Genomic DNA, 21,693 nt, shown 5'->3' with positions numbered 1-21,693 from the left:
TTTTATAATATTTTTTCAAAACTACCCCCTCATTAAGAGTAAGTTAAATAAAAGTGCAAACCTTTCTTTAGAAAAAAGCTAACCCAAAAACCTCCCTTATGTTTGCATCATACAAAACGATAAATCAAAAACAAATGTTAATTAAAACCATAGAAAACACACTATACGCATACGGTAGTATTTGGCAGGGAGACGGCACTTGGTTTTGTGAAACACTGAACCGCCTAGAGTCATCTTATTCACAAATCACAATTAGGCTACATACAGATGGAGGAAGTGTTTTTGAAGGGAATTTAATGTTTAACGCCATCAATAAAAGTACAAGTGATATTGAAATAATTATAGACGGTATAGCTGCATCGATGGGAGCCATAATCATTCTAGCATCCAATAAGGTAAAGATAGTAGATAATGGTTTTGTAATGATTCATGCTCCCAGCGTATACGGCAGTGGAACAGCTTCCGAATTAGAGAGTCAAGCCTCTTTACTTCGAAAAATGGAAAGCACTTTTAAAGAGCGTCTAAGTACAAAAACAAACTTGACAGCAGGGCAAATTGATGATTTAATGATTGGTGATCATTGGTTCAATGCTCAAGAATGTTTAGATATGGGATTAGTGAGTGAGATTGTCCCTTGGGTAGTTCAACCAGCTATAGAAATACAAACCGAGCAAATGCAACCAAGTGATGTTTTTTCTGCTTATGCTTCTTTGCTCACAATGCCAAACTTGAATAGTCAAAAATTAGACGATAATATGAAACAGTTAATTATTCAGGCTTTAAAATTGCCTAACGTGACAGCCCAAAGTTCTGATACTGCGGTTTTAGAAGCCTTACAGAGCCAAATACAAACAGAGCGTGATGAAAAAAACGACGCTTTGAATGAGCTTAAACAATATAAGAAAAGTCAAATAACAGCTTATTTAGACCGAGTTGAAGCAAAAGGGATTTTGAAAAAAGAAGACCGCCAATTGTACGAAAATATTGGAGAAAAGGCTGGTTTCGATGCCCTTGCAAAAGTATTAGAAGGAGTTAAACCGACAGCTCCAAACATCTCTGCACTGATTACAAATGCTGATGCTCAACAAGGAACTGACCAGTGGACGTTTGATCAATGGCAAAAAGAAGACCCGAAAGGTCTTGAAGCTATGGCATCGGCTAATCCCGATAAATTTCAAAAATTGTTTAATCAAAAATATAAAAAATAATGCCTACAACTAATACAGGTTTATGGTTACAGCAGTACGTTGAACCTCAGTTACTGGAAGATTTCAGAAACTATAATGATGATTTTATTGGTGTTTTAAAAGCACCAAATCCTAATGCCGTAACTGCTGACGGTATTCGATTTAATAAGTTAGTTAATAATGTAGGATTCTATGTTAATAAAACTAATGATTTTACAGCAAGTAAAATGGATGGTGAAAAAACACTTGTTGAATGGGATAAATTAGATACTACACCAACTGAGTGTAGTGATAGTGAAGCAAGGGCTTTAGCGTTTAACAAGGAAAGTGCTATTAAGGAAGAGCATTTTAATAGTTTTAAAATTGGAGTTCGAGATTATGCTCTAAATAAGCTTGCGCCATCAGAACATAAGTCAGGTAAAATGCCTGTTATTAGAACTACTGGGGCAACTGTTAACGGAAGAAAGCGTTTAACCTATACCGATATGCTAAACTTCTTAGAGGAAGTTGCGACTTTAAATCTAAAAGACCAAAATGCTTTGCAACTCGTACTTAATACGGTGCATCGTATGGATTTAATGTATGATGAAGCAGGAACTGCTAATCATAGAAATAACTTGGTATTTGATCCTTTAACTGGGAAAATTAAAAGGTTTTACAATTTGAATCTTTTTGAAAATGTGACCACACCTTTATATACTAGTAATGGTAAACTAAAATCATTAGGGGCAACAACCGTACAAGGGGATCAAAAAGCGTCAATTTTCTTTTATCAGCCTAATACTGTTTACCATATCGAAGATGTGAAGGTTCAGTATAAACCAATGTCTGGAGATACAAGAAGTGCAGACCCTAAAAGCGAATTGCGTTTACACGCTTACGGATTGTGCGATAAGATTCAAGAACATGGGTTCGGTGCGATAATTTCAGATAACGCTTAAAAATCAAAGTTATGACAGCTGAAGAAAAAGAAATTGCTCTGCAAATTTTAGAAGAGCAACCTAATATTAAAACTGTGTACTTCACCATTGAAGGAGAATACTTTACAGATAAAGACATGGCACTCAATGCTACTAAGGAAAAGGATAAAGTTGAGGAGATAAAGCCAGCAAAGAAAACTAGCGATAAAGCTACTAAAGAGGATAAATAAAATGGCAGATTTAAAAGGATTCAATTTACAAAAAGGGAAACAGGGGGCTAGTGTTTTGGATAACTCTGAGGGAGTTACTGCGCTTATTGTCTCTTCACCAGTACCGCAAGGGCTTGAATTTCAAAAACCATTTGTTATCTACAATCGAAATGATGCAAAATCAAAGGGGATTACTCTTGAGTTTGACACTGCTAACAATGTAAATGTTTTTAGACACATTGACGAATACTATCGTCTAGCCAAAGAGGGGAATCCGTTATATATTATGCTAGTTGAGCAAAACAAAACTATTTCTGATATGACAGAATCAGCAAAAAAACTTCTAGTGTATGCTGGTGGCTATGTTTCTCTCTTGGGTATCGCTGTTAATTTGCCCGCAAATGATACGCCTATTATGTTAAATGGCTTGCCTAAAAATGTAATCGACGGAATTTCTAAAGCACAAGCTCTTTATAATTGGAGCTATGATAATAATATGCCTTGCCAAATTTTCTTAGAAGGGTATCATTATAACGGCTCAGCGTCATCGGTTGCAAATTTGCGTGATTTAACAAATTTAGAGGCAGATAAGGTTACTGTTTTTATCGGTCAAGATTATCAGTACGCTGAATCTAAAACAGGCTTGGCTAGAAAGTATGCTGACATAGGAACTGTTTTAGGTGTAGCCTCAAAGGCTTTGGTGCATCAAAACATTGGTAATAATGAGCTTTTTAATATTACGGATGCAACGAAAGACGCATGGATAGAACCTGCCTTATCTTCTCATGTATTGAACATTGATTGTTATTCGGACTTACAAACTTTAGAAAATAAAGGGTTTGTTTTTGGAATTAATTACACAGGACTTGCTGGAGTTAGAATCAATAATGACCACGTTTGTGCGCCTATTAAAATGGATTCTGATAAAGTGATCAATGAACACACTATTGCTTATGGTAGTGTTATGACAAAGGCGGTAAGAAAGCTAAGGACTGCCTATTTACCTAAAGTTAAAACTGATTGGTTTGTGGATAAGGCTACAGGTAATTTGTCTCCAGCTACAATTGTTGCCTTAGAAGATATCGGGAATAGAGTTTTTGCCCAAATGATTAAAGAAGGAAATATTTCCTACGGCAAGACAATTGTCGATAAAAGCTCCGACTTACTGGTTCAAAAAACTTTGATTGTCTCTTTTGTCATCGTACCAAAGGGTACTATTGGAGAAATTCAAGGAACTATTAATCTTAAAACACAAGTGTAATGGCTGATTTAATTAGAAATTCTAAGGCTTATGATAGTGCCGATGTGAAAGTTCAAATCAATGGTGTGCCAATTGAGGTCAAAAGTATCTCATACGGCAATGAGCAGGAGCATCAGTTAAACCATTCGTTAGGAGCAAAAGCAACATCATGGAGTATGGGAAAAATAACCCCTTCGGCTTCATTCACCTTAGCGATGCACGATGCAGTTCCTTTAGAGGTTGCATCACAAGGCAATAGCCTACTAAATATAAAGCCCTTCACGATAACTATTGAGTTCATCAATGAATACAATTTAATAGTAGTGGACAAAGTAGTTGCAAAATTCAAAAATGAAGGAAGGGAAGTAACTGGTGATATGGGGTTAGAGAAACAGTATGAACTGTTTGCTTTGGATGTAGCGTTGAATATTGCATCATAAAATAGTAATTATTAAAAATTTTAAAAAATGTCAAATAAAGAAAACACTCAAGAAGTTACAAGAAAAGTATCGGAGGAAACAATAGCAACATTAAAAGCAGAACATGGTAGTGATTTACGAAAATTGACTTTACCTGCTAATGATGAGGAAACCGTATTCTTAGAAGTGATGGCAGTAGTACCAAAACGTAAAGTGATTGGGCAGTATCAAAAATTCGAAAGAATAGACCCTTTAAAAGCTCAGGAAATCGTGGTTAAGAACTGTGTTTTAACTGATAAAGAAAAAGTTTTAGCGGATGACGGACTATTTTACAGCGCTTTTACCGCACTAACAGAACTTATGCCTATTAGACAGGGAAAGTCGGAAAGAGCCTAGAAGAATTAAGTCTAAATTACAAAGATGATGGGGATTTGTATTATAAAGTAGACGCAATGATTAGTCACTTTCTACACATCCCCTTCCCTGAGGAGTTAGACGATGAAACATGGGCTAGCAAATGGGCGCAAGTACGCTGGTTATCAGAAAAAGGAATATTAGGAATCTCTAAAATGTCGGGTAATGGATGATGGGGCTTCAATACTTATAAATCTTGCAATGCGTTACGCTACTGCATTTGGTGTAGCATTTCAAAGTAAAGCTGTAGTAGTTAAAGAAGATAATAAGTACAAGGTTGAATATTATCAAAATCAATCAGAAACACAAGAAGAAGTTACCTTTAAGTTTGACGGTAACAAAATGGTTTTCGGGGCAATGCTACTTGACGACACTGGAATTTTTGCACCGCCACTGATGCTTAATTTCTCAAAAGAGAAAAAGCTTATAGAAACGGAAGTTAGCGGATCGGATAATGTAGTAATTGAACGCTGGGGAACGTCTAACTGGGTTATCAATATAACAGGAATTTTGATAGATGTAGAAAATAGAGCCTATCCTAAAGAAAAAATAGAAGATTTAGTAGAGCTGTTTGATTACAATAACATTGTGAAAGTTTCAGGAAATCAGTTTTTAGACAAAGGTATTGATAGTATTTATTTTCAAGCGGTTCATATCGAACCACTGGAAGGTTATACAGACACTGTTCGTTTTAATTTATCCGCTCGAAGCATAAAAGAAGTAGCATATTCACTATCTAATCCAAATGAATAGTCATTATTATAATATTCAAATAAGAATTACCATAGGTGGTAAATTGGTGATAACTCAGATTAAAAGCATAGAGATAGATAAAAGCATCGATAAATTTTCGGACACTGCTAAAATAGAGCTTCCAAGGGAGTTTAATAATCTAAAGAAAAATGGTTCGAAAGAATCTATTGCTAACAAAAGTATTTTCGAACTCATAAACAAAGGCGACACAATACTAATAGAAGCAGGTTATAACGGAAAATTGAACAAAGAGTTTGAAGGTTATATAGCTAATATTGGTGCAGATATTCCTTTAGTTTTAGAGTGCGAAGACGAAATGTACAAATTAAAGAAACTACCTAAAGTAAGTAAAACTTTTAGTAGTTGCAGTCTTAAAGATATAGTAAGCTTTTTACTTCCTACTTATGAAACCGAAGTTGTAGATATGGATTTAGGAAAGTTTATGATTGACAACGCTTCAGCTTTTGAAGTGTTTGAAAAATTAAAAAAAGATTGTCGGTTATGGTTCTATTTTAAAGAAAAAAAGCTAATAGTTGGCTTACTTATAGATTTAAAACCGCACCAAACTCATAACTATATTTTTGGAAAAAATATAAGAAAATCAACGGATTTAAAATTTGAAACTAGTGAGGCTAGAAAAGTGTTAGTAAAAGTTACCTCGCCCCAAAAAGGAAAAGAAAAAGTTTTTTATGAATATGGAGAAAAAGGGGGAGATGAAATAAATATCAATGCTCCGTTAAACATGGCGAAAAAAGCTATTGAGCAACTGGCAGAAAACGAGTACAAAAACCGCAAACGAAGTGGTTACACTGGAACAATTGATGGCTGGGCAGTACCTACTGTAGAACATGGGGATTGTGTTGATTTAAGAGACCCTAACTATCCTGACCAGCATAGAGACGGTAGGTATTTGGTGGATAGCGTAAAAATATTATTAAACGAAACAGATGGCTTTAAAAGGCAAAGTAAATTATCCTACAAACTAAATAAATGAAAACAAAAATTAAAGTATCAATATTAGCCTTAACAAGCTTATTTTTTTCTTGTAAAACGGCAAAGCCAATTGAACAAGAACAACACCAAAAAATAATTGAAACCATTATTAGAGACACCGTTGTTGAGTTGCAGGCTGATAGTACATTTTATAGAGCACTTATTGAGTGTAAAAACGGCAAGCCTATTTTGATTGAAAAGAATTTAAAAGACACTAAAACCAAGTTTAAAGAATCTTTAAAAATAAATACAGCACTTAGTAACGGTATTCTAACTGTTAATTGTAAACAGGAAGCGAAAAGGCTTTTTCTTCAATGGAAAGAAAAGCATATAAGAGAGCTGAATAACAAAACAATTATTATGCCTCCTAAGCTTGTGAAAAAGCCCCTTACTTGGTGGGAAGTATTATGGTGCAGTTTAGGGAAATTTTTTTCAGGAGTTTTCTTCTTATGGATGATTTTTAAAGCAGTACAGTTATGGAAGCGTTTAGCCGTGCCGTTGCCTTAGAAGTAGGAAAACATTTAAGAGCAGTAACATCATTAGGCAAGGTTGAAACAGTACAAGAAAACACCTGTACCGTTAAACGAGAAGGAAGAGCTGAGTTATTAGATGTTCGTTTGAGCGCTTTGGAAGAAAAAGCTAAAAGCTTTATACAAGTAGTTCCTAAAATAAATAGTCAGGTAATTGTGCTTGAAATTGAGAACCAGCCAAGCGAAACGTTGATAGTTGGATATAGCGAAATTGAACGGATTGAGCTAAAAGTAGGTTCTATTTTAGTGGGTATAGAAAATGATAAAGTTGAAATTTCAGACGGAACAAATAGTCTTGGTGACTTATTGGAAGATTTGATAAAAAATATAAGTGATTTAAATATCATAACACCTAACGGGACAGGAACTGTGTCGCCTGATTCAAAACTACTTTTGAAAAATTTAAAAGGAAAATTTAAAAATTTACTCAAATGAATAAAGATTTTGAATTAGATCAAGATGGTGACTTATTTTTCATAAACGGTGATTTTTCATTAGCTCCGTCAGACCAACGTCATGTTGAACATATACTTGAATCAGTTAAGGGTGAGTTTAAACAGCATCCAACTCTTGGCTTCGGAATTGTTAATTATTTAAAGACAAATGTTTCAGAAGCTGAATTTATAAGAGATTTAAAAGTTCAGTTAGAACAGGATAATTATAAAAATTGCAAAATTGACTTAATAAATGGTCAGTTAAAAATTGATGTATGAAAACAATAGATTATATCCTAAATGGGTTTGGTTTTTTAAATTTTAAAGACTTTTTAAAGAGTACGTTTGGGCATACAATGGATAGAAAAATAATCCTTTTAGATAGTTTACTGGCTTTTGCTTTTTGCTCTGTTAATACGCTTTTTGGTTTCAACGTCGCATTTTTTACAGCCTATGTTGTGTTACTGGTTTTCGAATGGTTTACAGGTGTAAAAGCATCGTTTAAAAAAGGCGAAAGTCATAGTAGTCGAAAGTTTGGGAGAATGTTGCTTAAAATCGCTACTTATTTAGTACCAATTTACATTCTAAATCAATTTTCTAAAAATTCAGAATTCCCCATAATTATGGGCTATGAAGTAGACCCTTTTATTTGGTTGTATTGGGCGGTTTTGTTAGGTATAATTTGGCAATTGTTTATTTCCCTGTTAGAAAATCTAAATAACCTTGGTTATAAATACGCTTCGGTATTAATTCGAATTATAAACAAACAGTTTTATGAAAAATTTGAAATAGATGAAACTAAAAGTACTTAACGCCCAGTCAATTTTTGATATATCCGTTCAGTATATGGGTAATGTCGAAAGTGCAATAGAGTTGGCTATTCTCAATAATCTATCTATTACGGATAATCTAAAACCAGCATCCGAAATAATCAAAGAACAATCAGGAAAAGAGTTTAGAGAAGTGGTTGACTATTTAAAAAAATACAATCAACAACCCGCCACCGCTCTAACCGCTGACCTAGAAAAACCAGTGAACAACCCCACTGGTATTGGGTATATGATAATTCAACAAAATTTTAAAGTAGGCTAAAATGGCAAGAGAAATATCCGAAATACAAAACATAATGCTCACCGAAATTCGAAGTACACCCGAATTAGCGGAATTAAACAGCACTTCAAAAACGGCTATTTATAGGCTGATGACTTATATCGTTGCGGTTTGTATTTGGACACTAGAAAAGTTATTCGATACACACAAAAAAGAAATTGACACCGTAATTTATGAATACAAACCCGGAACAGCTCGCTGGTATCGCAATATGGCGTTAGCGTTTCAAATGGGATTCGATTTAAAACAAGATGATGACCAGTTTGATAACGCGGGGGCTAGTGATACGGAAATTGAAAGCTCAAAAATTATCAAATATTGTTCGATCCCTGAAGAAGGAATAGAAAGCAGTCGTTTAATTATCAAGATTGCAGGTGAAGAAGGTAGCGAACTTAGAAAACTGACTGATAAAGAACTTATGCGATTCACGGATTATATTAAAAAAATACGCTATGCAGGCGTGAAATTTTTAATCGTCAACAACCCAGCGGATAAACTTCTTGTAAAAATGGAAGTGTTTATAAATCCGTTAGTGCTAGCAACCGATGGAACAAATATAAGAACGGCTAAAAAGGCGGTAGAATTAGCTTTGAAGAGCTATCTTAAAAATTTGCCCTTTGATGGTGAACTCGTGGTAAATGATTTAATCGCACAGTTACGAGCGGTTGAGGGGGTTGAAAACGTCAATATTTCAAACATTCAAAGTTCAACGTATAACAATGACACCCGTAGGTATGAAGACTACAAGAGCATAAATATAAAAAACATCCCTGAGGCGGGTTATTTTGAATTAGACAACCAAAGCTCAATTGCGTATGTGGTATAACATCAATTACCGTAAGCTGGTGGTGTTGCTCTTGCCAACTTTCTTAAGAAAATCCAAAATGATAGCTTTTTTGCAATGCCTTACAAAGCCTATTGATTTGATTTATAAAGATTGGGTGAAATCACGTGAAAAGGATTGGTATAGGCTGGCGCATAACGGACAGGTTTGCAAGTTGGAAAAGGTGTTAAATGATGAATTTGACAAAGAAAAAAGGCGCATTTATATTGATGACGGTGATTCATTTGCTCAGGAATATATTTTTACTCAAGACGAAAGTGAAAAGGTTTTTTTAGGCGATACCTTATTTGTCTATTCAGACGAAGAATACGAAAATACAGGCGTTGATTTTGTGGTTTATGTTCCTGCGGAATTAGTCGGTAAAATCAACCATCACAAGCTGAATTATCTTATAAAATATTACAAACTAGCGGGAAAGCGATACAGAATTGAAACAATATGAATTATCAAAATTTTAACCAAAGCGGTGGTTTCCCTATCAAGACACAAACGCTTAACGATATGCAAACAAGCTGGTCTATCTTGAACAACTTGGGCGAAATAGCTGGAAATTATGCGATTCTTTCAGGATGCGAGGAAACTAACGGGATAATAAACAAAGGAGTTATCTATTTGAATGGTGAAGTACTTGAATTTGTGGGAGGGGTGAAATCACCAACCATCATCATAAAAGAAACCGCCTACAAACGAGAGTTTAAAGATGGTACTAATAAAGAGGTGCTTTTTGTTAGAAAAGCCATGTTTGGAATAGGTTCAACGGTTTATAATTGGTCAGATTTTAAGCGTGCTAAGACAACCGTAAAATTAACCGAAGAGAAGGCAGAAAAAACAGAACTTGAAAAATTGATAGAAAGAGTGAGGCAATTGGAGGCACGTCCTGTTAGTAATGTTCCAAAAGATATGATTGCCTTATGGGATCGCCCTGCAAACGAAATACCAGCAGGCTGGATTGAATACGTACCCTTAAAAGGGCGCATGCCTATTGGTCACGACGATGCCTATGATAGTAACACTAACGGCGATTTAAAGAATTATAATTTAAATCAACTAGGTTATGCTGGTGGTGTTCGTGAGCATAAATTAATACTTGACGAAATACCAGCGCATAATCATAGTCCGGGAGGCGATTCATCATTTTTAGCACACGGATATGATGGCGTAGGCACTGGAGGAGGATTAGGATTTTCAGGAATTGCCAGCCAAGGTAAAGACAGACCTCATAATAACATGTCACCGTATAGAGTAGTTAAATTCATTCAATACAAAGGAATATGACCGATAAAGAACAAATAAAACAATGGTTTAAAACTGGAGAAACACCCACGCAGGAGCAATTTTGGCAATGGATGGACTCGTATTTTCATAAAAGCGAAAAAATACCAATCAACCAAATAGAGGGTATTATACAGGTGTATAACGCTATTAACGAAACGAGACAAATGCAACGCATACGAGTAATTCCAAAAGGCGACACCCTTGTGTACAAGCGATTCAGTAACATAGCCCCAGCCATTGAGGCTGGCGACTTTGTTAAAACAATAATCAACGTCCCCCAAGGCGACATATATATAGAGGGCGTTTATTTAGGTGGCGATACACACAGCATAACCTCTTACGATGTGGTAAACCAAATATATTTTTCTAAAGTACCTAGAGAGGGGAATTCCCAAGGAGCTATTTAATATACAATAAATGAAGCAATTATTTTTAATTTGCACCTTAGCTATCGGGATGATAGCAGGTGCGCAGACCACCCAAGCCATTTTGAAACCCTTACGACTGGCAAACGTACCCCCAGGCACAGGTACCGATAAAGTACTCGTGCGTGACACCGCCGGCATGGTTAAGCAAGTAGATAAAAGAACCCTCATTGGCGAATCAATACCGCCTACACTACAAGGAATACTTCTTAGCACTCCAGCATGTGAATATGGTACTGCCATGAATAATAAAACAACGTTTAAAGAAAATGGTCTCGAGTTTAGCGATTCATTTTCTTCTTTAGAACTGACCAACAACAGCATCTATTTCTTAAATAAAACACTTAATGTATTTACAGGAATAGCCCCATCCTATGGCAAAACAAACAATACATTTATGTTACCTGCTTCAACCGGTACAGGCGTTGTGTTGTCTTCAGGTGCCCCGTCAAATATCATCGGCCATTTAGCCATTACAACCATAAACGGCATACGCTATTTATGTTTGGGTATAGGTAGTGAAATTGTAAAAATAAAAATATACAACGAAAATGAAATTATTTTTTAAGAATTGGAAAACAACGTCAGCAGGCGTTGTTTCTATAGTGTCGGGCGTATTATTATTCATCAATGATAAAACAAAAGCAATTGAAGCCTTGACGGCTATATTGGCAGGTATCGGGCTTGTATTTTCGCAAGATGGCGTAAAATAATCTCTTTGGAGGGAGATGTAAAAAAAAGTCCTCCAACATTTAAAAAAAAAACCGCTATTCTGTAAAGAGTAGCGGTTTTTTTTTATAATAATGGGTTGTAAAAACGATTTCGAATTTCGACTAATTTGTTAAAAAAATATTCGTCTCTGTTATTTACAAGTGGATATTGTCCGTTAAAATATTGTTTTATTAGTAAAAATGCTTGTTCTAATAACTTCATTACAATGAGTACAAGTAATAAAATTGAAAAGTGTTTTTTCTTTATGCTTTACTCCAGTCTTTTCTTTGGAGGTATTTGTTGTATCCTGGCACCGATAAAAAGCACTTAATTATATCGGCTTCCTTTAGCTTCTTGAATGACTTCTCGGACTCGAATTTTTTTACTTTGTTATCGTACAAGTTCCAAAGGGCCTCAAAGGATAAATTGGCAACCGATTTTTCAATTTCAAATACTTTCAAATACTTTTTATCTTTCATCCAGATGGAGCGCATTATACTTTCATCTGCAGGGAAATTGGTTTGCAATTTTGAGAGTAACTCTTTAACATCTTGGTATGTGGCATCCTGTGGCAAATAGCCCGTAAAAAGCCACTTTATTTGATTTTGGTTGAGTTCGCCCTCTGCAATTTCAAATAGCTTTAAATTACCTTTTAAATCGTATTTAAAAAGGAAAACCAAACCTATTTCTTTGCCTTTGGCTCTGTAGGTAGTGAATTGTTCCATTATGCTAGTTTCTGATTGATTTCTGCCGTTATTCGAGTCAAAACTGTACGCTCGTAGTCTTTATCGCAAAAAGTGATTATTATTTCTAAAAACTTCTCTAAAAAGTGAGCCTCGTAATATTCAAATGAAAGTTTAAATTTCTTCTTTTGGCTAAAAAGCGATGATTTCATACTCTCATCAATATGCTTTTTTTCAATCTTAACCATCACTTTGTCTAATACGCTTCTGGCAACTCGAGTGTCCCGATGTTGAATAGGAGGTTCTGTGATTACTGAAAAGGCAGAAACTAAAACCTCCAGTTGTGAAAATGTTATTTTTAGGTCTATTTTCATCTTTCTAATTGTTTGATTTGAAATTCTATTTGTTCCCTTAATATTTCGGAATCTGTTTTTTTTCTAGCTAGGAATAAAAATGAATATTCAATTCCAGTCGGATGTATTTGTTGAAAAAATCTATAATTACTTCTTTTAAAGTCATCAGGTAAACTCAAATTATTTTTATCAACAAAATCAATAATTATTCTCTCAATTTCGCTATTGAATAACAAACCTGGTGATTGGTATCTGATATTATATTCGTCAAATTCATTCATCTGCAGTCGGTTTTAGGTTCTGTTATAATCTTTCCATAATAATCGCATTGTAAGGCGGTTTTTTCGCAGTTTATAACAACATCAATAACAACGATACTTGTATCTTTATGGTCGCAGTTTTCGGGTGTTATATCGGCAAAATCACACTTATAATTTTCGCAGTAAATAGGCCACTCACATTTTAATTGTGGGTTGTGTTTACAAGGTTTTATTATTGGTGTCGGGTTGGTATTAACATCATCAACAATAATTACTCCTTTGCATTCATCGGAGCGGCAATAGTCGTTTTCTGGTCGTAAGCAATAACCATCTTCGGTATGTTTGCACTTTAGCATTATTTAAACCTACTTTTTACGATGCCTCTCAAAGCAACTATTAACTTTTCGACTTGGTAAGAGCAGTTTTGCATTATTCGTTTGACTTGAAATGGAGTTATCTCTCCGTTTGGGTCGTACTTTGGAGGTGTTTTAGATGCTTTCATACTCTAATTTTATTTATTTTTTTTACTTTTTCTCTTTTATTCATAGCTTAAAAAAACTTTATCTTTGGTTTTGCCGATTATAGGATAGATTCCATATTCCGTTAGATTTATTTTAAATTCCTTTTCTACCCAAAAAACAATCCAAAGACACAAAACAAAATATAAAGGTAATAACACCACAGATGGCGTAAATTTAAATTCACTCTCTTTCATATCTCTAAATCAAACAATTATAAAACACACAAGTTATTTTTTTATTAATTAGCTCTTTTTTATATATTTCTATTACTAAAATCTTTATCAAAAAAAGATCCAAAACTGTTTTAATGATTTTTTGTCAGAAATAATTAATTTTACCCCTTATGAAAGCACCACTAGCAGAAAGAATACGTCCTAAATCTTTAGAAGAATATATAAGTCAATCTCATTTAGTTGGAAATCAAGGCTCTTTGACCCATCAAATTAAGAACGGCATTATTCCTTCTCTAATTTTTTGGGGACCTCCTGGAACAGGAAAAACCACTTTAGCTCAAATTATTGCCCAAAACAGTAATCGCCCTTTTTATGAGTTGAGTGCTATTAATTCGGGGGTAAAAGAAGTGCGTGAAGTTATTGATAAAGCCAAACAAAGTGGTGGATTATTCACTGCTAAAAATCCTATTTTATTCATTGATGAAATTCATCGTTTTAGCAAATCACAACAAGACTCTTTACTAGGAGCAGTCGAAAAAGGGTGGGTAACCCTTGTAGGGGCGACCACCGAAAATCCAAGTTTTGAAGTAATCCCAGCTTTGCTGTCACGCTGTCAGGTGTATACCTTAAATCCGTTTACAAAAGACGATTTAGAAGCCCTACTCTATCGTGCTATAACTAATGATATCTTTTTAAAAGAAAAAAACATTGAGTTACTAGAAACCGAAGCCTTGTTACGTTTATCAGGTGGAGATGGAAGAAAACTGTTAAATACTTTTGAGCTTATTATTAATGCCACTAACGAATCTCTCATTACAATTACCAACGAGAAAGTGATGCAACTGGTTCAAAAAAATACTGTTTTGTATGACAAGACAGGAGAGCAACATTATGATATCGTCTCTGCTTTTATAAAATCTATAAGAGGAAGTGATCCTAATGGCGCTGTGTATTGGTTGGCAAGAATGATTGAAGGTGGTGAAGATGTAAAATTCATTGCAAGGCGTATGTTAATATTAGCTAGTGAAGACATCGGAAATGCAAATCCTACTGCACTAATAATGGCCAATAACACTTTTCAAGCAGTTACTACAATAGGATATCCTGAAAGCCGAATTATATTAAGTCAATGTGCTATTTATTTAGCAACCTCAGCAAAAAGCAATGCTAGCTATATAGCTATAGGAAAAGCACAACAAATAGTAAAACAAACAGGAGACTTACCAGTTCCTTTACATTTGAGGAATGCTCCCACTAAGCTCATGAGAGAATTAGGATATGGAGAAGAATACAAATATTCCCACGATTACGCAAATAATTTTACCGAACAAGAATATCTTCCTGAAACTATTTCTACGACTAAATTTTACGATCCCGCAGATAATGCTAGAGAAAAGGAATTACGTCAATTTTTAAAAAACAGATGGAAAAATAAATATGATTATTAAAAAACTGCTTTAGAACTTAAACTATTAATATCGTTTTATTCTAAAGCAGTTAAACCGCTCAATTACTTGAACATATAATAATTATTCTAAAGGCTGTAATTTTTCTGTTTTAACTTCAGGAAACATAATTGCAGCCCATTTAAAAGCACCTTGTTTTATTGCATCATAAGTCACATAAAAATAACCTTGACGTCCCCATGATCTACCCCATGAGTTCTGAACTTTAAACTGTTTCGTAACATCATTATATCCTACTATACATACACAATGTCCTCCATTTCTTTTCCCATATACAGAATTCCAAACGTAATTATTTCTGGAAATTGCTTCAAAAGATTGATTATAATCAAAACAAGCTGGCACTGGATAATTTTTACTTAAATAATATTTAATATCATCTACACTAGTTGCTGAAATATTTTTCCAAGAACTTATCTTGCGTTCTGTAGCATACTCCAATTGTTTAGCTGATGGCATTATAAAACAACCTCCTTCAACATAAGGCATTTGATCTTCCCCACATTCTCCTTTTTGTTGTAAAAGATTCATAGCGTTATCAGGATAAGATCCTTTAGCACAATCTGAAATTTTAATTTGATTGTATATAAACGCTGCACTCCTTGAGGCACTTCTCCAGTTTTTATTATGAACAGGATTATTAATATATCTTGTAATACTGTGCGCTGCATAACCTACTCCCCATCCAACACATGATCCTTCTCTTCCTTGATTTCCTATAGGCATTGCAGGCAACTCAAAAGTGGTTGGCATTGCTAGAAGTGATCTAGCATTAGAAGGTGGCAAATCTGGACGATACTTCATTAAATCATTCTCATACTCTTGAGGAGTTAACGGATCTATTGATTTCAGATAGGATTCTGAAAACTCTGGCACTCCTAATCTAGATAATTCTTCTCTTTTTTCATTTACATCCAATTTCTCTGTTTGACAAGCTCCAAACAAAAAAATAGAAACGAATAAATAAATAGGGTTTCTGAAATTTTTTAGATTTTTTTTCTTGTTCATTTTTTAATTTTTATGGTTAATAACGATACAAATAAAAGAAGAAGCCTATTATAAAAAAAAACAGAAACTGAACATAAACTCACCATAAATTACCTACAAATCAAAAAAATACCGAACGTAAGACTAGGTACACATAAATGTATTATTTTTACAAAACAACCCTATAATCCAACCAAAAAACTTAAGAATATGAAAGAGGTAGTAGAAATATTAATCTTTTCGATTTTAAAAGACCCTAAGATTACTAATAGTTTTTTAAACAACACTAAATCTTGGAAGAGAGCTCATTATATCTATCTTTCAGAAATAATTGAATTTGAATTAAAAAAAACCAACTTAATTAACGAAAAGAAAAAAATAGAAATCGGAACCACTATATCCGCTACAACTTTAAAAAGAATTTTCGAAATTGACAAAAACAAAGTCTATACAGATGATATTCGTTTCATCAAAACCTTAGATAAATTAGCTCTTTTTTTAGGTTTTCAAAGTCTTGATGATTTTATAAAAAAAAGAACAAATCCTAATTTTATTAATTCTGAGAATACCAATAAGAATATAATAAAAATAGACGCTAAAAATTCTATTTCTGAAAGCACACTCTACAATATTATCAAAGATTTTTGTCATATTGAGTTAGATTCTATAAAAAGAATTCCTAATTTTAAAATGGAAGAATTTTATAACGTTTTGGATATTCAAAGTCCTATTTTAAAAAGAATCACAAGAAATTTAAATGAATTATCAAAACAAGGATATGTTTATCATAAGGAAAACAATCATTCTAATTATGAAATTTTTAACTTTAAAACCATTGATATAGAAGAAAAAACAGCCATCATTTCAACCAATGAATACTGGAATTTAACTCTTACTAATCGTAACGGAACAAATACACAAATAGTAAATTTTTCGAATGAACAAGTTTATTTTATAAAAAAAATAAACAATACTTGGAAAATATGGGATAATTTCAATCCTTATAGTGATAAAATTATTGAGAACATAAAAGAACGTTCTAAATTATAACCTTATCATAATAGTACTAACCTAAAAGAACTCTCTTTTATTAACCAAAAAGGAGAAATCTCTTTTTCTGATTACGAGACTTCTCCTTATAAATAATTAATTGCCTTTTAGCTTCTTATTAAAATAGTTTTTAAAAACTAATATCTATTTTTTCTCTATTAACTCTTTCTTCTTCTAAAAATTCAAAAAACCAAGTATTTTCTTTTTTTATTACAATTCCGTTACGTTTTTTAAAAGAGGTTAAAAAAACGGAAGGAGATGAAGTTTTAAATAAAATTAAATTTTCTCCGGTAATTTTATCATTTACTTCATAAAAAAGCTCTGTTTTTACGGTTACTATTTTCGTTTCTGTAATTTCTTCTTTGTTCATTTCTTTTAATTTTGACTGAATAATTTCCTCATCAAAATCCTTACCTGAAAATTTATAATTTGCTTTACTAAATGAATTTAAGGCATCAATAGTAGCTAAATTATAACCTTTTGCTACATCTTTTTCCCTACTTTCTCCTAAATCTGTTGTAAACAAAATATTCCCCTTACAATCTTTAAATTCAAATTTAATTTTTGTTGAAAAAATTGTATTTTCTTCCACTCCATTTACAAAGAGTTTATTGCAATTATAATCTAAAAAGTCTTCTGGTAATTTTTCGTTAGAAACATACGCTTCAATTCCTTTTTGTCTTAAATACATCTTTATAGTAGTATTAATCCGGTATTGATTATCTTCATTTTGAAATGAAAATTTTGATGGAATAAATGCTATTTTATAATCATTTAAAGACTGGCCTAAACTCGTTAATGAAAATAAACTCATTAATCCCATAATTAACTTTTTATTCATGTTTAAAATATATTTTTTAATTCGATTAAAGTATTGATTTGATTAATTTTTCCTTCCACTTGTTGATAATTTGGATTAAAAAAAATAGCTTCAATACCAAAATTTAAAGCTCCTTCAACATCTGCTTGTACGCAATCTCCTATCATAATACTTTCTTCTTTCCTAGCTTTTGCTTTATCTAATGCGTACTGATAAATCATTTTATCTGGTTTTTTAACGCCTGCTAATTCTGAATTAGTAATTGTATCAAAAAAACGATAAAGATTTGAATTACGCATTTTTTTTAATTGTACTTCTTTAAACCCATTTGTTATAATATGTAATTTATATTTTGGATAAAGATATTGAAGTACCTCTACGCATCCTTCAATCAAATAATTATTGTTTGTTAAACAATTCACATAATCTTCTGAAATTTCACAAATTAGTTGATCTGAAATCAAAATATCTAATATATCAAAGGTTTCTTTTAATCTTTTATAACGCAATTCTTCATGCGTTATCTTATCTAACTGATATAATTTCCAATATCGTTGATTGATTGGATTGTAAATTTTCACAAAATCGTGAATAGATAGTTCTGGAAATAAAGGTTGTAAAATAACTTCAAATGTCTTTTCTGAATTTCGATCAAAATCCCAAAGAGTATGATCTAAATCAAAAAATATATGTTGTACATGATTATATTTCAATATGATAACTATTTTTTATAAATACTTTTGACTTATTAATTAGGTTTTATTTTTCGAGTTTTATCACGAGTTTCTTTTTGTAAAAATTGCTTGTAACAAAGAGTTGTATTTATTCCCCTTTTAAAATTACTACATCTATCAAATTATACATCCAATTATCTACATCTGTCTCATTTAATTTTAATGTACCTGATATAGTTACATATTGATCTGTACGAAGTTTTTTCTTTCCTTCTTTAAATTTTAAACCTGCTATTGTTTCTGGTCCTGCTTTTCCACAAAAAAAGCAGGAAGCAAATACATTTTTGCTAATGGCATAATTTACATTATCAATAGGTACAATAAAACCTGAAATAATAACTCTTTTATTATTTCGCATCTTAATTTCAGGACTGATTACGGGGTAATCAATCATACCATAGTCTTTATGTTGTTTTTTAACAAATTTTATATACCCTAATTTTTTCCAATTTAAGGTATCATTAAGTATTATTTTTTGATGAAAATGTTCTGAAATTATTCGTTTTTCTATTTTGTTAAAACTTACTAAGGTTAAACTTACCAAAGTAATCAATATAATCCATTTACGCATTTGCTAAGGTTTTTGATAAATTCATTTTATATGCTTTAAAAGCAGGAATTAAGGCTGAAATAACTCCTAATAATAAAGTTACTGATAACAAAGCTCCTTCCTTTTCCCAAATAACTTCAAAGGGATCAAAGATCATTTTTAAATCTTCTTCTGAGAGTTTGGAAATTATTTGAAGGGCAAATCTACCAATTATCGTTCCAAAACAAAAACCTACTATACACAAAAATATGCTTTCTAACAGAACCAATAGGATTAATTGATTTTTTGTTGCTCCTTGTAAACGCAATAAGGCAAACTCATATTTACGTTCTTTCAAACGGTTATAGAGCATTATAAAAATACTTAGTCCTGAAATTAACATAATACCATATCCTAAATAAGATAATGCTTTTATTCCAACTCCAAAAAGTGTAAATAATCTATTGATTTCAATTGCAGGGGAAACGGCTTGCATTTTTGTATTAGATGCAATGATTCTTGGCCACATCATAATAGCCATCTTATTTCTAAATTTTAATAGTACTGAAGTTATTTCTCTAGAATGATTATAATGATGTTCTTCATCACTAATTTCTTCATGTACATTCCAAACACTTTTTATGGAACACATTATTAGATTATCAATCATTTTACCTGTAGGTTGTAGTACTCCTACAACTTTAAATGGTTTTGTTTCGTGTTTTTCGCCTTCTTTTGCGTCACCATGTATACTATAAAAAGTACTTCCTATTTTTAAATTCTTTTTCTGAGCAACGGTAGAACCTACAACTACTTCAAAATCGGCTAAAAATTCTTTTCCTTCAATGAATTGAGCATCAAATTTTTTCAGATAATCTCCTGTTGTTCCTACAATTTTATAACTATCATAATTATCTCCAAAAGCCAATGGAATTGCTTTTTGTACGAAAGGATGTTTCATCCATACTTTTGCTGAATCATAATTTATATTACCTGTAGGCGTATCTATCTGATAAACTGAAGATAAGACTAATTGCAACGGACTTCCTTGTGCTCCTAGAACTAAATCTATATCATCTGCATTGGATGAAAATTGTTCTTCAAACTGCTTTTCTAACAATATTAAAAGTGTCATAATTGTTATACTGCTAGTTAAAAGCAAGATACTTAAAAAAGTATTTAAAGGCTTAAACACAATATTTCGCCAAGCTAATTTTATAATCATACTAATTGAATTTGATTTACAAAGCGTTCTTTTAACCGAGAATCATGTGTAACCACTACCATCGCTGTTTTGTATTCTTTTGCAATATTTTCTAACAATTTGGCTACTATAACTACATTTCCATCGTCTAAACTAGAAGTGGGCTCATCCGCTAAAATGACTTTTGGTTCATTTATTAGAGCTCTTGCAATGGACAAACGCTGTTGTTGTCCCACACTCAATTGATAGGTTTTTTTATAAAGATAATCTTCTAAACCTAAATGCGTTAAAATTTCTTTTGCTTTAATAATTCTTGTTTTTCCTTTTCCTAAGTAGGAAGCCATTAACACATTTTCTAATACATTTAAGGACTCAATAAAATAATTTTGTTGTAAAACAACTCCTATATATTTCCCTCTAAAGTGATCTCTTTCTCTTTCATTTAAGGATTGTAACGCACATCCATTAATTATAATTTCTCCTGATTGAGGTAATAACATCCCTCCTAATAAGTGTAATAAAGTCGTCTTACCTATTCCTGAGCTTCCCGTAAGCAATAATACTTGAGATTCTAGACAGGTAAAATCAGGAAATAAAAGTATTTTATCATTAGCATAACTATACTGTAATTGTTTGATTTGTATCATTATTTATAACAAATTTTCATCAGCAAAGCTAAAGTACGCCTTTTCTGTTATTATCAAATGATCTAATACCAAAATATCTAAATATTTCCCTGCTTCTATTATTTTTTTTGTTAGTTGTATATCAGCATCACTGGGCTTAAGTTTGCCTGATGGATGATTATGTAACAGGATTATCCCAGTAGCGAAATACTCAAATGCTAATTTATAAACTAATCGAGCATCTACAATAGTTCCCGTGATGCCTCCTTTGCTAATCTGTGTTTTATGAATTAGTTTATTTGAATTATTTAAAAATAATACCCAAAATTCTTCATGAGGTAATTCTCCTATTAGAGGCTGCATTAATGAATAAACTTGTGAACTTGATGTAATTTTAAAAAATTCTTTTATATTTTCTTCCTTCCTCCTGCGACCTAATTCTAATGCAGCTGCTATAGACAACGCTTTTGCTTCTCCTACTCCTTTAAATTCTCGAAGTTGTTGAATAGAAAGTTTTCCTAATTGATTAAGATTATTATTAGTAGAGGCCAAAATACGCTGACAAAGCTGTACAGCACTTTCATTACGAGATCCTGAACCAATAAGAATAGCAAGTAATTCAGAATCAGATAAGGCTATTTTTCCTTTGTTCAAGAACTTTTCACGTGGACGATCATCTTTGGCCCACTTATTAATTGGTGTATACATATTTACCTGGCTTTTAACGAATTACAATTTAATACCTTTTTTTCGAAAAATTATCAAATGTTTTTTATTTTTATTTATTCTAAATAAATTTGTTTTTTATTCTTTTTATAAATTA

At 32.5% G+C, this 21,693-nt stretch carries 33 protein-coding genes; 22 read left to right on the top strand and 11 right to left on the bottom strand.

Annotated elements, in window-relative coordinates; genetic code table 11:
* Nucleotides 1–98 precede the first annotated feature (98 nt).
* From ACUXZJ_RS07180 to ACUXZJ_RS07085, 20 genes are read left to right on the top strand one after another with little or no spacing between them, the layout of a single operon-like run.
* Entirely contained in the window at nucleotides 99–1,208 is a 1,110-nt protein-coding gene (locus ACUXZJ_RS07180; protein WP_446196183.1) for a head maturation protease, ClpP-related, read from the top strand.
* Nucleotides 1,208–2,128: a hypothetical protein gene (locus ACUXZJ_RS07175; RefSeq protein ID WP_446196181.1), complete on the top strand. Its 921-nt coding sequence runs from the start codon at nucleotides 1,208–1,210 to the stop codon at nucleotides 2,126–2,128. Before ACUXZJ_RS07180 ends, ACUXZJ_RS07175 begins: the two co-directional genes overlap by 1 nt.
* Nucleotides 2,129–2,139: 11 nt before the next feature.
* Nucleotides 2,140–2,337, top strand: a complete 198-nt coding sequence (locus tag ACUXZJ_RS07170) for a hypothetical protein (protein ID WP_446196179.1) — start codon at nucleotides 2,140–2,142, stop codon at nucleotides 2,335–2,337.
* Between the two features lies 1 nt (nucleotide 2,338).
* Nucleotides 2,339–3,577: a DUF2586 family protein gene (locus ACUXZJ_RS07165; protein WP_446196177.1), complete on the top strand. Its 1,239-nt coding sequence runs from the start codon at nucleotides 2,339–2,341 to the stop codon at nucleotides 3,575–3,577.
* Entirely contained in the window at nucleotides 3,577–3,996 is a 420-nt protein-coding gene (locus ACUXZJ_RS07160) for a hypothetical protein (protein WP_446196175.1), read from the top strand. Before ACUXZJ_RS07165 ends, ACUXZJ_RS07160 begins: the two co-directional genes overlap by 1 nt.
* Before the next feature lie 27 nt (nucleotides 3,997–4,023).
* Nucleotides 4,024–4,371 carry a hypothetical protein gene (locus ACUXZJ_RS07155; RefSeq protein WP_446196173.1) on the top strand — a complete coding sequence of 116 codons (348 nt, stop codon included), beginning with the start codon at nucleotides 4,024–4,026 and terminating at the stop codon, nucleotides 4,369–4,371.
* Between the two features lie 56 nt (nucleotides 4,372–4,427).
* Nucleotides 4,428–4,562 (top strand): hypothetical protein, encoded by a 135-nt coding sequence (locus ACUXZJ_RS07150; protein ID WP_261764989.1) that lies wholly within the window; start codon nucleotides 4,428–4,430, stop codon nucleotides 4,560–4,562.
* Nucleotides 4,555–5,142 carry a DUF6046 domain-containing protein gene (locus ACUXZJ_RS07145; RefSeq protein ID WP_446196171.1) on the top strand — a complete coding sequence of 196 codons (588 nt, stop codon included), beginning with the start codon at nucleotides 4,555–4,557 and terminating at the stop codon, nucleotides 5,140–5,142. The genes ACUXZJ_RS07150 and ACUXZJ_RS07145 overlap by 8 nt, the downstream gene beginning before the upstream one ends.
* Nucleotides 5,135–6,136: a hypothetical protein gene (locus ACUXZJ_RS07140; protein ID WP_446196169.1), complete on the top strand. Its 1,002-nt coding sequence runs from the start codon at nucleotides 5,135–5,137 to the stop codon at nucleotides 6,134–6,136. Before ACUXZJ_RS07145 ends, ACUXZJ_RS07140 begins: the two co-directional genes overlap by 8 nt.
* Nucleotides 6,133–6,642: a hypothetical protein gene (locus tag ACUXZJ_RS07135; RefSeq protein WP_446196167.1), complete on the top strand. Its 510-nt coding sequence runs from the start codon at nucleotides 6,133–6,135 to the stop codon at nucleotides 6,640–6,642. Before ACUXZJ_RS07140 ends, ACUXZJ_RS07135 begins: the two co-directional genes overlap by 4 nt.
* Nucleotides 6,612–7,100 (top strand): hypothetical protein, encoded by a 489-nt coding sequence (locus ACUXZJ_RS07130; protein WP_446196165.1) that lies wholly within the window; start codon nucleotides 6,612–6,614, stop codon nucleotides 7,098–7,100. The genes ACUXZJ_RS07135 and ACUXZJ_RS07130 overlap by 31 nt, the downstream gene beginning before the upstream one ends.
* Nucleotides 7,097–7,378: a hypothetical protein gene (locus tag ACUXZJ_RS07125; protein ID WP_446196163.1), complete on the top strand. Its 282-nt coding sequence runs from the start codon at nucleotides 7,097–7,099 to the stop codon at nucleotides 7,376–7,378. The genes ACUXZJ_RS07130 and ACUXZJ_RS07125 overlap by 4 nt, the downstream gene beginning before the upstream one ends.
* Nucleotides 7,375–7,911, top strand: a complete 537-nt coding sequence (locus tag ACUXZJ_RS07120) for a phage holin family protein (protein WP_446196161.1) — start codon at nucleotides 7,375–7,377, stop codon at nucleotides 7,909–7,911. The genes ACUXZJ_RS07125 and ACUXZJ_RS07120 overlap by 4 nt, the downstream gene beginning before the upstream one ends.
* Entirely contained in the window at nucleotides 7,892–8,191 is a 300-nt protein-coding gene (locus ACUXZJ_RS07115; protein WP_446196159.1) for a hypothetical protein, read from the top strand. Before ACUXZJ_RS07120 ends, ACUXZJ_RS07115 begins: the two co-directional genes overlap by 20 nt.
* Before the next feature lies 1 nt (nucleotide 8,192).
* Entirely contained in the window at nucleotides 8,193–9,035 is an 843-nt protein-coding gene (locus tag ACUXZJ_RS07110; protein WP_446196157.1) for a nucleotidyltransferase, read from the top strand.
* 58 nt (nucleotides 9,036–9,093) lie between these two features.
* Nucleotides 9,094–9,495, top strand: a complete 402-nt coding sequence (locus ACUXZJ_RS07105) for a hypothetical protein (protein ID WP_446196155.1) — start codon at nucleotides 9,094–9,096, stop codon at nucleotides 9,493–9,495.
* Nucleotides 9,492–10,328, top strand: coding sequence for a hypothetical protein (locus tag ACUXZJ_RS07100; RefSeq protein ID WP_446196153.1), 837 nt, complete (start codon nucleotides 9,492–9,494; stop codon nucleotides 10,326–10,328). The genes ACUXZJ_RS07105 and ACUXZJ_RS07100 overlap by 4 nt, the downstream gene beginning before the upstream one ends.
* Complete coding sequence (locus tag ACUXZJ_RS07095; protein WP_446196151.1) at nucleotides 10,325–10,735, top strand: hypothetical protein; 411 nt, start codon at nucleotides 10,325–10,327, stop codon at nucleotides 10,733–10,735. Before ACUXZJ_RS07100 ends, ACUXZJ_RS07095 begins: the two co-directional genes overlap by 4 nt.
* 49 nt (nucleotides 10,736–10,784) lie before the next feature.
* Complete coding sequence (locus ACUXZJ_RS07090; protein ID WP_446196149.1) at nucleotides 10,785–11,321, top strand: hypothetical protein; 537 nt, start codon at nucleotides 10,785–10,787, stop codon at nucleotides 11,319–11,321.
* Nucleotides 11,305–11,466 carry a hypothetical protein gene (locus tag ACUXZJ_RS07085; protein WP_446196147.1) on the top strand — a complete coding sequence of 54 codons (162 nt, stop codon included), beginning with the start codon at nucleotides 11,305–11,307 and terminating at the stop codon, nucleotides 11,464–11,466. The genes ACUXZJ_RS07090 and ACUXZJ_RS07085 overlap by 17 nt, the downstream gene beginning before the upstream one ends.
* A gap of 261 nt (nucleotides 11,467–11,727) precedes the next feature.
* Here ACUXZJ_RS07085 and ACUXZJ_RS07080 read toward each other — a convergent pair whose 3' ends face one another.
* The 4 genes from ACUXZJ_RS07080 to ACUXZJ_RS07065 are packed head-to-tail and all read right to left on the bottom strand — an operon-like array spanning nucleotide 11,728 to nucleotide 13,116.
* Nucleotides 11,728–12,189, bottom strand: a complete 462-nt coding sequence (locus tag ACUXZJ_RS07080; RefSeq protein WP_446196145.1) for a hypothetical protein — start codon at nucleotides 12,187–12,189, stop codon at nucleotides 11,728–11,730.
* Nucleotides 12,189–12,521, bottom strand: a complete 333-nt coding sequence (locus ACUXZJ_RS07075) for a hypothetical protein (RefSeq protein WP_446196143.1) — start codon at nucleotides 12,519–12,521, stop codon at nucleotides 12,189–12,191. The genes ACUXZJ_RS07080 and ACUXZJ_RS07075 overlap by 1 nt, the downstream gene beginning before the upstream one ends.
* Nucleotides 12,518–12,781 (bottom strand): hypothetical protein, encoded by a 264-nt coding sequence (locus ACUXZJ_RS07070; protein ID WP_446196141.1) that lies wholly within the window; start codon nucleotides 12,779–12,781, stop codon nucleotides 12,518–12,520. Before ACUXZJ_RS07070 ends, ACUXZJ_RS07075 begins: the two co-directional genes overlap by 4 nt.
* A complete protein-coding gene (locus ACUXZJ_RS07065) occupies nucleotides 12,778–13,116 on the bottom strand; it encodes a hypothetical protein (RefSeq protein ID WP_446196139.1) in 339 nt (112 codons plus the stop codon). The genes ACUXZJ_RS07070 and ACUXZJ_RS07065 overlap by 4 nt, the downstream gene beginning before the upstream one ends.
* 508 nt (nucleotides 13,117–13,624) lie before the next feature.
* Between ACUXZJ_RS07065 and ACUXZJ_RS07060 the strand changes: the two genes are divergently transcribed.
* Nucleotides 13,625–14,902 carry a replication-associated recombination protein A gene (locus ACUXZJ_RS07060; RefSeq protein WP_088466756.1) on the top strand — a complete coding sequence of 426 codons (1,278 nt, stop codon included), beginning with the start codon at nucleotides 13,625–13,627 and terminating at the stop codon, nucleotides 14,900–14,902.
* Between the two features lie 81 nt (nucleotides 14,903–14,983).
* Here the strand turns inward: ACUXZJ_RS07060 and ACUXZJ_RS07055 are convergent, their stop codons facing one another.
* The gene (locus ACUXZJ_RS07055) at nucleotides 14,984–15,928 is read right to left on the bottom strand and encodes a C1 family peptidase (protein ID WP_060383175.1); all 945 of its coding nucleotides are present in this window, start codon (nucleotides 15,926–15,928) and stop codon (nucleotides 14,984–14,986) included.
* 189 nt (nucleotides 15,929–16,117) lie between these two features.
* Here ACUXZJ_RS07055 and ACUXZJ_RS07050 point away from each other — a divergent pair, with 189 nt between their 5' ends.
* Nucleotides 16,118–16,957: a hypothetical protein gene (locus ACUXZJ_RS07050; RefSeq protein ID WP_063743734.1), complete on the top strand. Its 840-nt coding sequence runs from the start codon at nucleotides 16,118–16,120 to the stop codon at nucleotides 16,955–16,957.
* Nucleotides 16,958–17,087: 130 nt separating this feature from the next.
* On the opposite strand, the gene ACUXZJ_RS07045 is transcribed toward ACUXZJ_RS07050, so the two are convergent.
* The 6 genes from ACUXZJ_RS07045 to radC form a co-directional block, all read right to left on the bottom strand.
* Nucleotides 17,088–17,798 carry a hypothetical protein gene (locus tag ACUXZJ_RS07045; protein WP_235604478.1) on the bottom strand — a complete coding sequence of 237 codons (711 nt, stop codon included), beginning with the start codon at nucleotides 17,796–17,798 and terminating at the stop codon, nucleotides 17,088–17,090.
* Between the two features lie 2 nt (nucleotides 17,799–17,800).
* Nucleotides 17,801–18,490, bottom strand: a complete 690-nt coding sequence (locus tag ACUXZJ_RS07040) for a YjjG family noncanonical pyrimidine nucleotidase (protein ID WP_063743733.1) — start codon at nucleotides 18,488–18,490, stop codon at nucleotides 17,801–17,803.
* 109 nt (nucleotides 18,491–18,599) lie between these two features.
* Nucleotides 18,600–19,082 carry a hypothetical protein gene (locus ACUXZJ_RS07035; RefSeq protein WP_060383178.1) on the bottom strand — a complete coding sequence of 161 codons (483 nt, stop codon included), beginning with the start codon at nucleotides 19,080–19,082 and terminating at the stop codon, nucleotides 18,600–18,602.
* Nucleotides 19,075–20,265 carry an ABC transporter permease gene (locus tag ACUXZJ_RS07030; RefSeq protein WP_063743732.1) on the bottom strand — a complete coding sequence of 397 codons (1,191 nt, stop codon included), beginning with the start codon at nucleotides 20,263–20,265 and terminating at the stop codon, nucleotides 19,075–19,077. Before ACUXZJ_RS07030 ends, ACUXZJ_RS07035 begins: the two co-directional genes overlap by 8 nt.
* Entirely contained in the window at nucleotides 20,262–20,891 is a 630-nt protein-coding gene (locus tag ACUXZJ_RS07025) for an ABC transporter ATP-binding protein (protein ID WP_060383180.1), read from the bottom strand. The genes ACUXZJ_RS07030 and ACUXZJ_RS07025 overlap by 4 nt, the downstream gene beginning before the upstream one ends.
* A gap of 3 nt (nucleotides 20,892–20,894) precedes the next feature.
* Nucleotides 20,895–21,578 carry a RadC family protein gene (gene radC, locus ACUXZJ_RS07020; RefSeq protein ID WP_060383181.1) on the bottom strand — a complete coding sequence of 228 codons (684 nt, stop codon included), beginning with the start codon at nucleotides 21,576–21,578 and terminating at the stop codon, nucleotides 20,895–20,897.
* Nucleotides 21,579–21,693 lie beyond the last annotated feature (115 nt).

The organism is Flavobacterium sp. TN-1 (assembly GCF_052828645.1).
Note: the sequence above shows the minus strand (reverse complement) of the source record. Positions and strands in the feature narration are given on the sequence as shown.

Bases quoted from the DNA above. Each gene is read 5' to 3' on its own strand.
- ACUXZJ_RS07180 (WP_446196183.1), top strand. From the start codon at position 99: ATGTTTGCATCATACAAAACGATAAATCAAAAACAAATGTTAATTAAA.
- ACUXZJ_RS07175 (WP_446196181.1), top strand. From the start codon at position 1,208: ATGCCTACAACTAATACAGGTTTATGGTTACAGCAGTACGTTGAACCT.
- ACUXZJ_RS07170 (WP_446196179.1), top strand. From the start codon at position 2,140: ATGACAGCTGAAGAAAAAGAAATTGCTCTGCAAATTTTAGAAGAGCAA.
- ACUXZJ_RS07165 (WP_446196177.1), top strand. From the start codon at position 2,339: ATGGCAGATTTAAAAGGATTCAATTTACAAAAAGGGAAACAGGGGGCT.
- ACUXZJ_RS07160 (WP_446196175.1), top strand. From the start codon at position 3,577: ATGGCTGATTTAATTAGAAATTCTAAGGCTTATGATAGTGCCGATGTG.
- ACUXZJ_RS07155 (WP_446196173.1), top strand. From the start codon at position 4,024: ATGTCAAATAAAGAAAACACTCAAGAAGTTACAAGAAAAGTATCGGAG.
- ACUXZJ_RS07150 (WP_261764989.1), top strand. From the start codon at position 4,428: ATGATTAGTCACTTTCTACACATCCCCTTCCCTGAGGAGTTAGACGAT.
- ACUXZJ_RS07145 (WP_446196171.1), top strand. From the start codon at position 4,555: ATGGATGATGGGGCTTCAATACTTATAAATCTTGCAATGCGTTACGCT.
- ACUXZJ_RS07140 (WP_446196169.1), top strand. From the start codon at position 5,135: ATGAATAGTCATTATTATAATATTCAAATAAGAATTACCATAGGTGGT.
- ACUXZJ_RS07135 (WP_446196167.1), top strand. From the start codon at position 6,133: ATGAAAACAAAAATTAAAGTATCAATATTAGCCTTAACAAGCTTATTT.
- ACUXZJ_RS07130 (WP_446196165.1), top strand. From the start codon at position 6,612: ATGGAAGCGTTTAGCCGTGCCGTTGCCTTAGAAGTAGGAAAACATTTA.
- ACUXZJ_RS07125 (WP_446196163.1), top strand. From the start codon at position 7,097: ATGAATAAAGATTTTGAATTAGATCAAGATGGTGACTTATTTTTCATA.
- ACUXZJ_RS07120 (WP_446196161.1), top strand. From the start codon at position 7,375: ATGAAAACAATAGATTATATCCTAAATGGGTTTGGTTTTTTAAATTTT.
- ACUXZJ_RS07115 (WP_446196159.1), top strand. From the start codon at position 7,892: ATGAAACTAAAAGTACTTAACGCCCAGTCAATTTTTGATATATCCGTT.
- ACUXZJ_RS07110 (WP_446196157.1), top strand. From the start codon at position 8,193: ATGGCAAGAGAAATATCCGAAATACAAAACATAATGCTCACCGAAATT.
- ACUXZJ_RS07105 (WP_446196155.1), top strand. From the start codon at position 9,094: ATGATAGCTTTTTTGCAATGCCTTACAAAGCCTATTGATTTGATTTAT.
- ACUXZJ_RS07100 (WP_446196153.1), top strand. From the start codon at position 9,492: ATGAATTATCAAAATTTTAACCAAAGCGGTGGTTTCCCTATCAAGACA.
- ACUXZJ_RS07095 (WP_446196151.1), top strand. From the start codon at position 10,325: ATGACCGATAAAGAACAAATAAAACAATGGTTTAAAACTGGAGAAACA.
- ACUXZJ_RS07090 (WP_446196149.1), top strand. From the start codon at position 10,785: ATGATAGCAGGTGCGCAGACCACCCAAGCCATTTTGAAACCCTTACGA.
- ACUXZJ_RS07085 (WP_446196147.1), top strand. From the start codon at position 11,305: ATGAAATTATTTTTTAAGAATTGGAAAACAACGTCAGCAGGCGTTGTT.
- ACUXZJ_RS07080 (WP_446196145.1), bottom strand. From the start codon at position 12,189: ATGGAACAATTCACTACCTACAGAGCCAAAGGCAAAGAAATAGGTTTG.
- ACUXZJ_RS07075 (WP_446196143.1), bottom strand. From the start codon at position 12,521: ATGAAAATAGACCTAAAAATAACATTTTCACAACTGGAGGTTTTAGTT.
- ACUXZJ_RS07070 (WP_446196141.1), bottom strand. From the start codon at position 12,781: ATGAATGAATTTGACGAATATAATATCAGATACCAATCACCAGGTTTG.
- ACUXZJ_RS07065 (WP_446196139.1), bottom strand. From the start codon at position 13,116: ATGCTAAAGTGCAAACATACCGAAGATGGTTATTGCTTACGACCAGAA.
- ACUXZJ_RS07060 (WP_088466756.1), top strand. From the start codon at position 13,625: ATGAAAGCACCACTAGCAGAAAGAATACGTCCTAAATCTTTAGAAGAA.
- ACUXZJ_RS07055 (WP_060383175.1), bottom strand. From the start codon at position 15,928: ATGAACAAGAAAAAAAATCTAAAAAATTTCAGAAACCCTATTTATTTA.
- ACUXZJ_RS07050 (WP_063743734.1), top strand. From the start codon at position 16,118: ATGAAAGAGGTAGTAGAAATATTAATCTTTTCGATTTTAAAAGACCCT.
- ACUXZJ_RS07045 (WP_235604478.1), bottom strand. From the start codon at position 17,798: ATGAATAAAAAGTTAATTATGGGATTAATGAGTTTATTTTCATTAACG.
- ACUXZJ_RS07035 (WP_060383178.1), bottom strand. From the start codon at position 19,082: ATGCGTAAATGGATTATATTGATTACTTTGGTAAGTTTAACCTTAGTA.
- ACUXZJ_RS07030 (WP_063743732.1), bottom strand. From the start codon at position 20,265: ATGATTATAAAATTAGCTTGGCGAAATATTGTGTTTAAGCCTTTAAAT.
- ACUXZJ_RS07025 (WP_060383180.1), bottom strand. From the start codon at position 20,891: ATGATACAAATCAAACAATTACAGTATAGTTATGCTAATGATAAAATA.
- radC (WP_060383181.1), bottom strand. From the start codon at position 21,578: ATGTATACACCAATTAATAAGTGGGCCAAAGATGATCGTCCACGTGAA.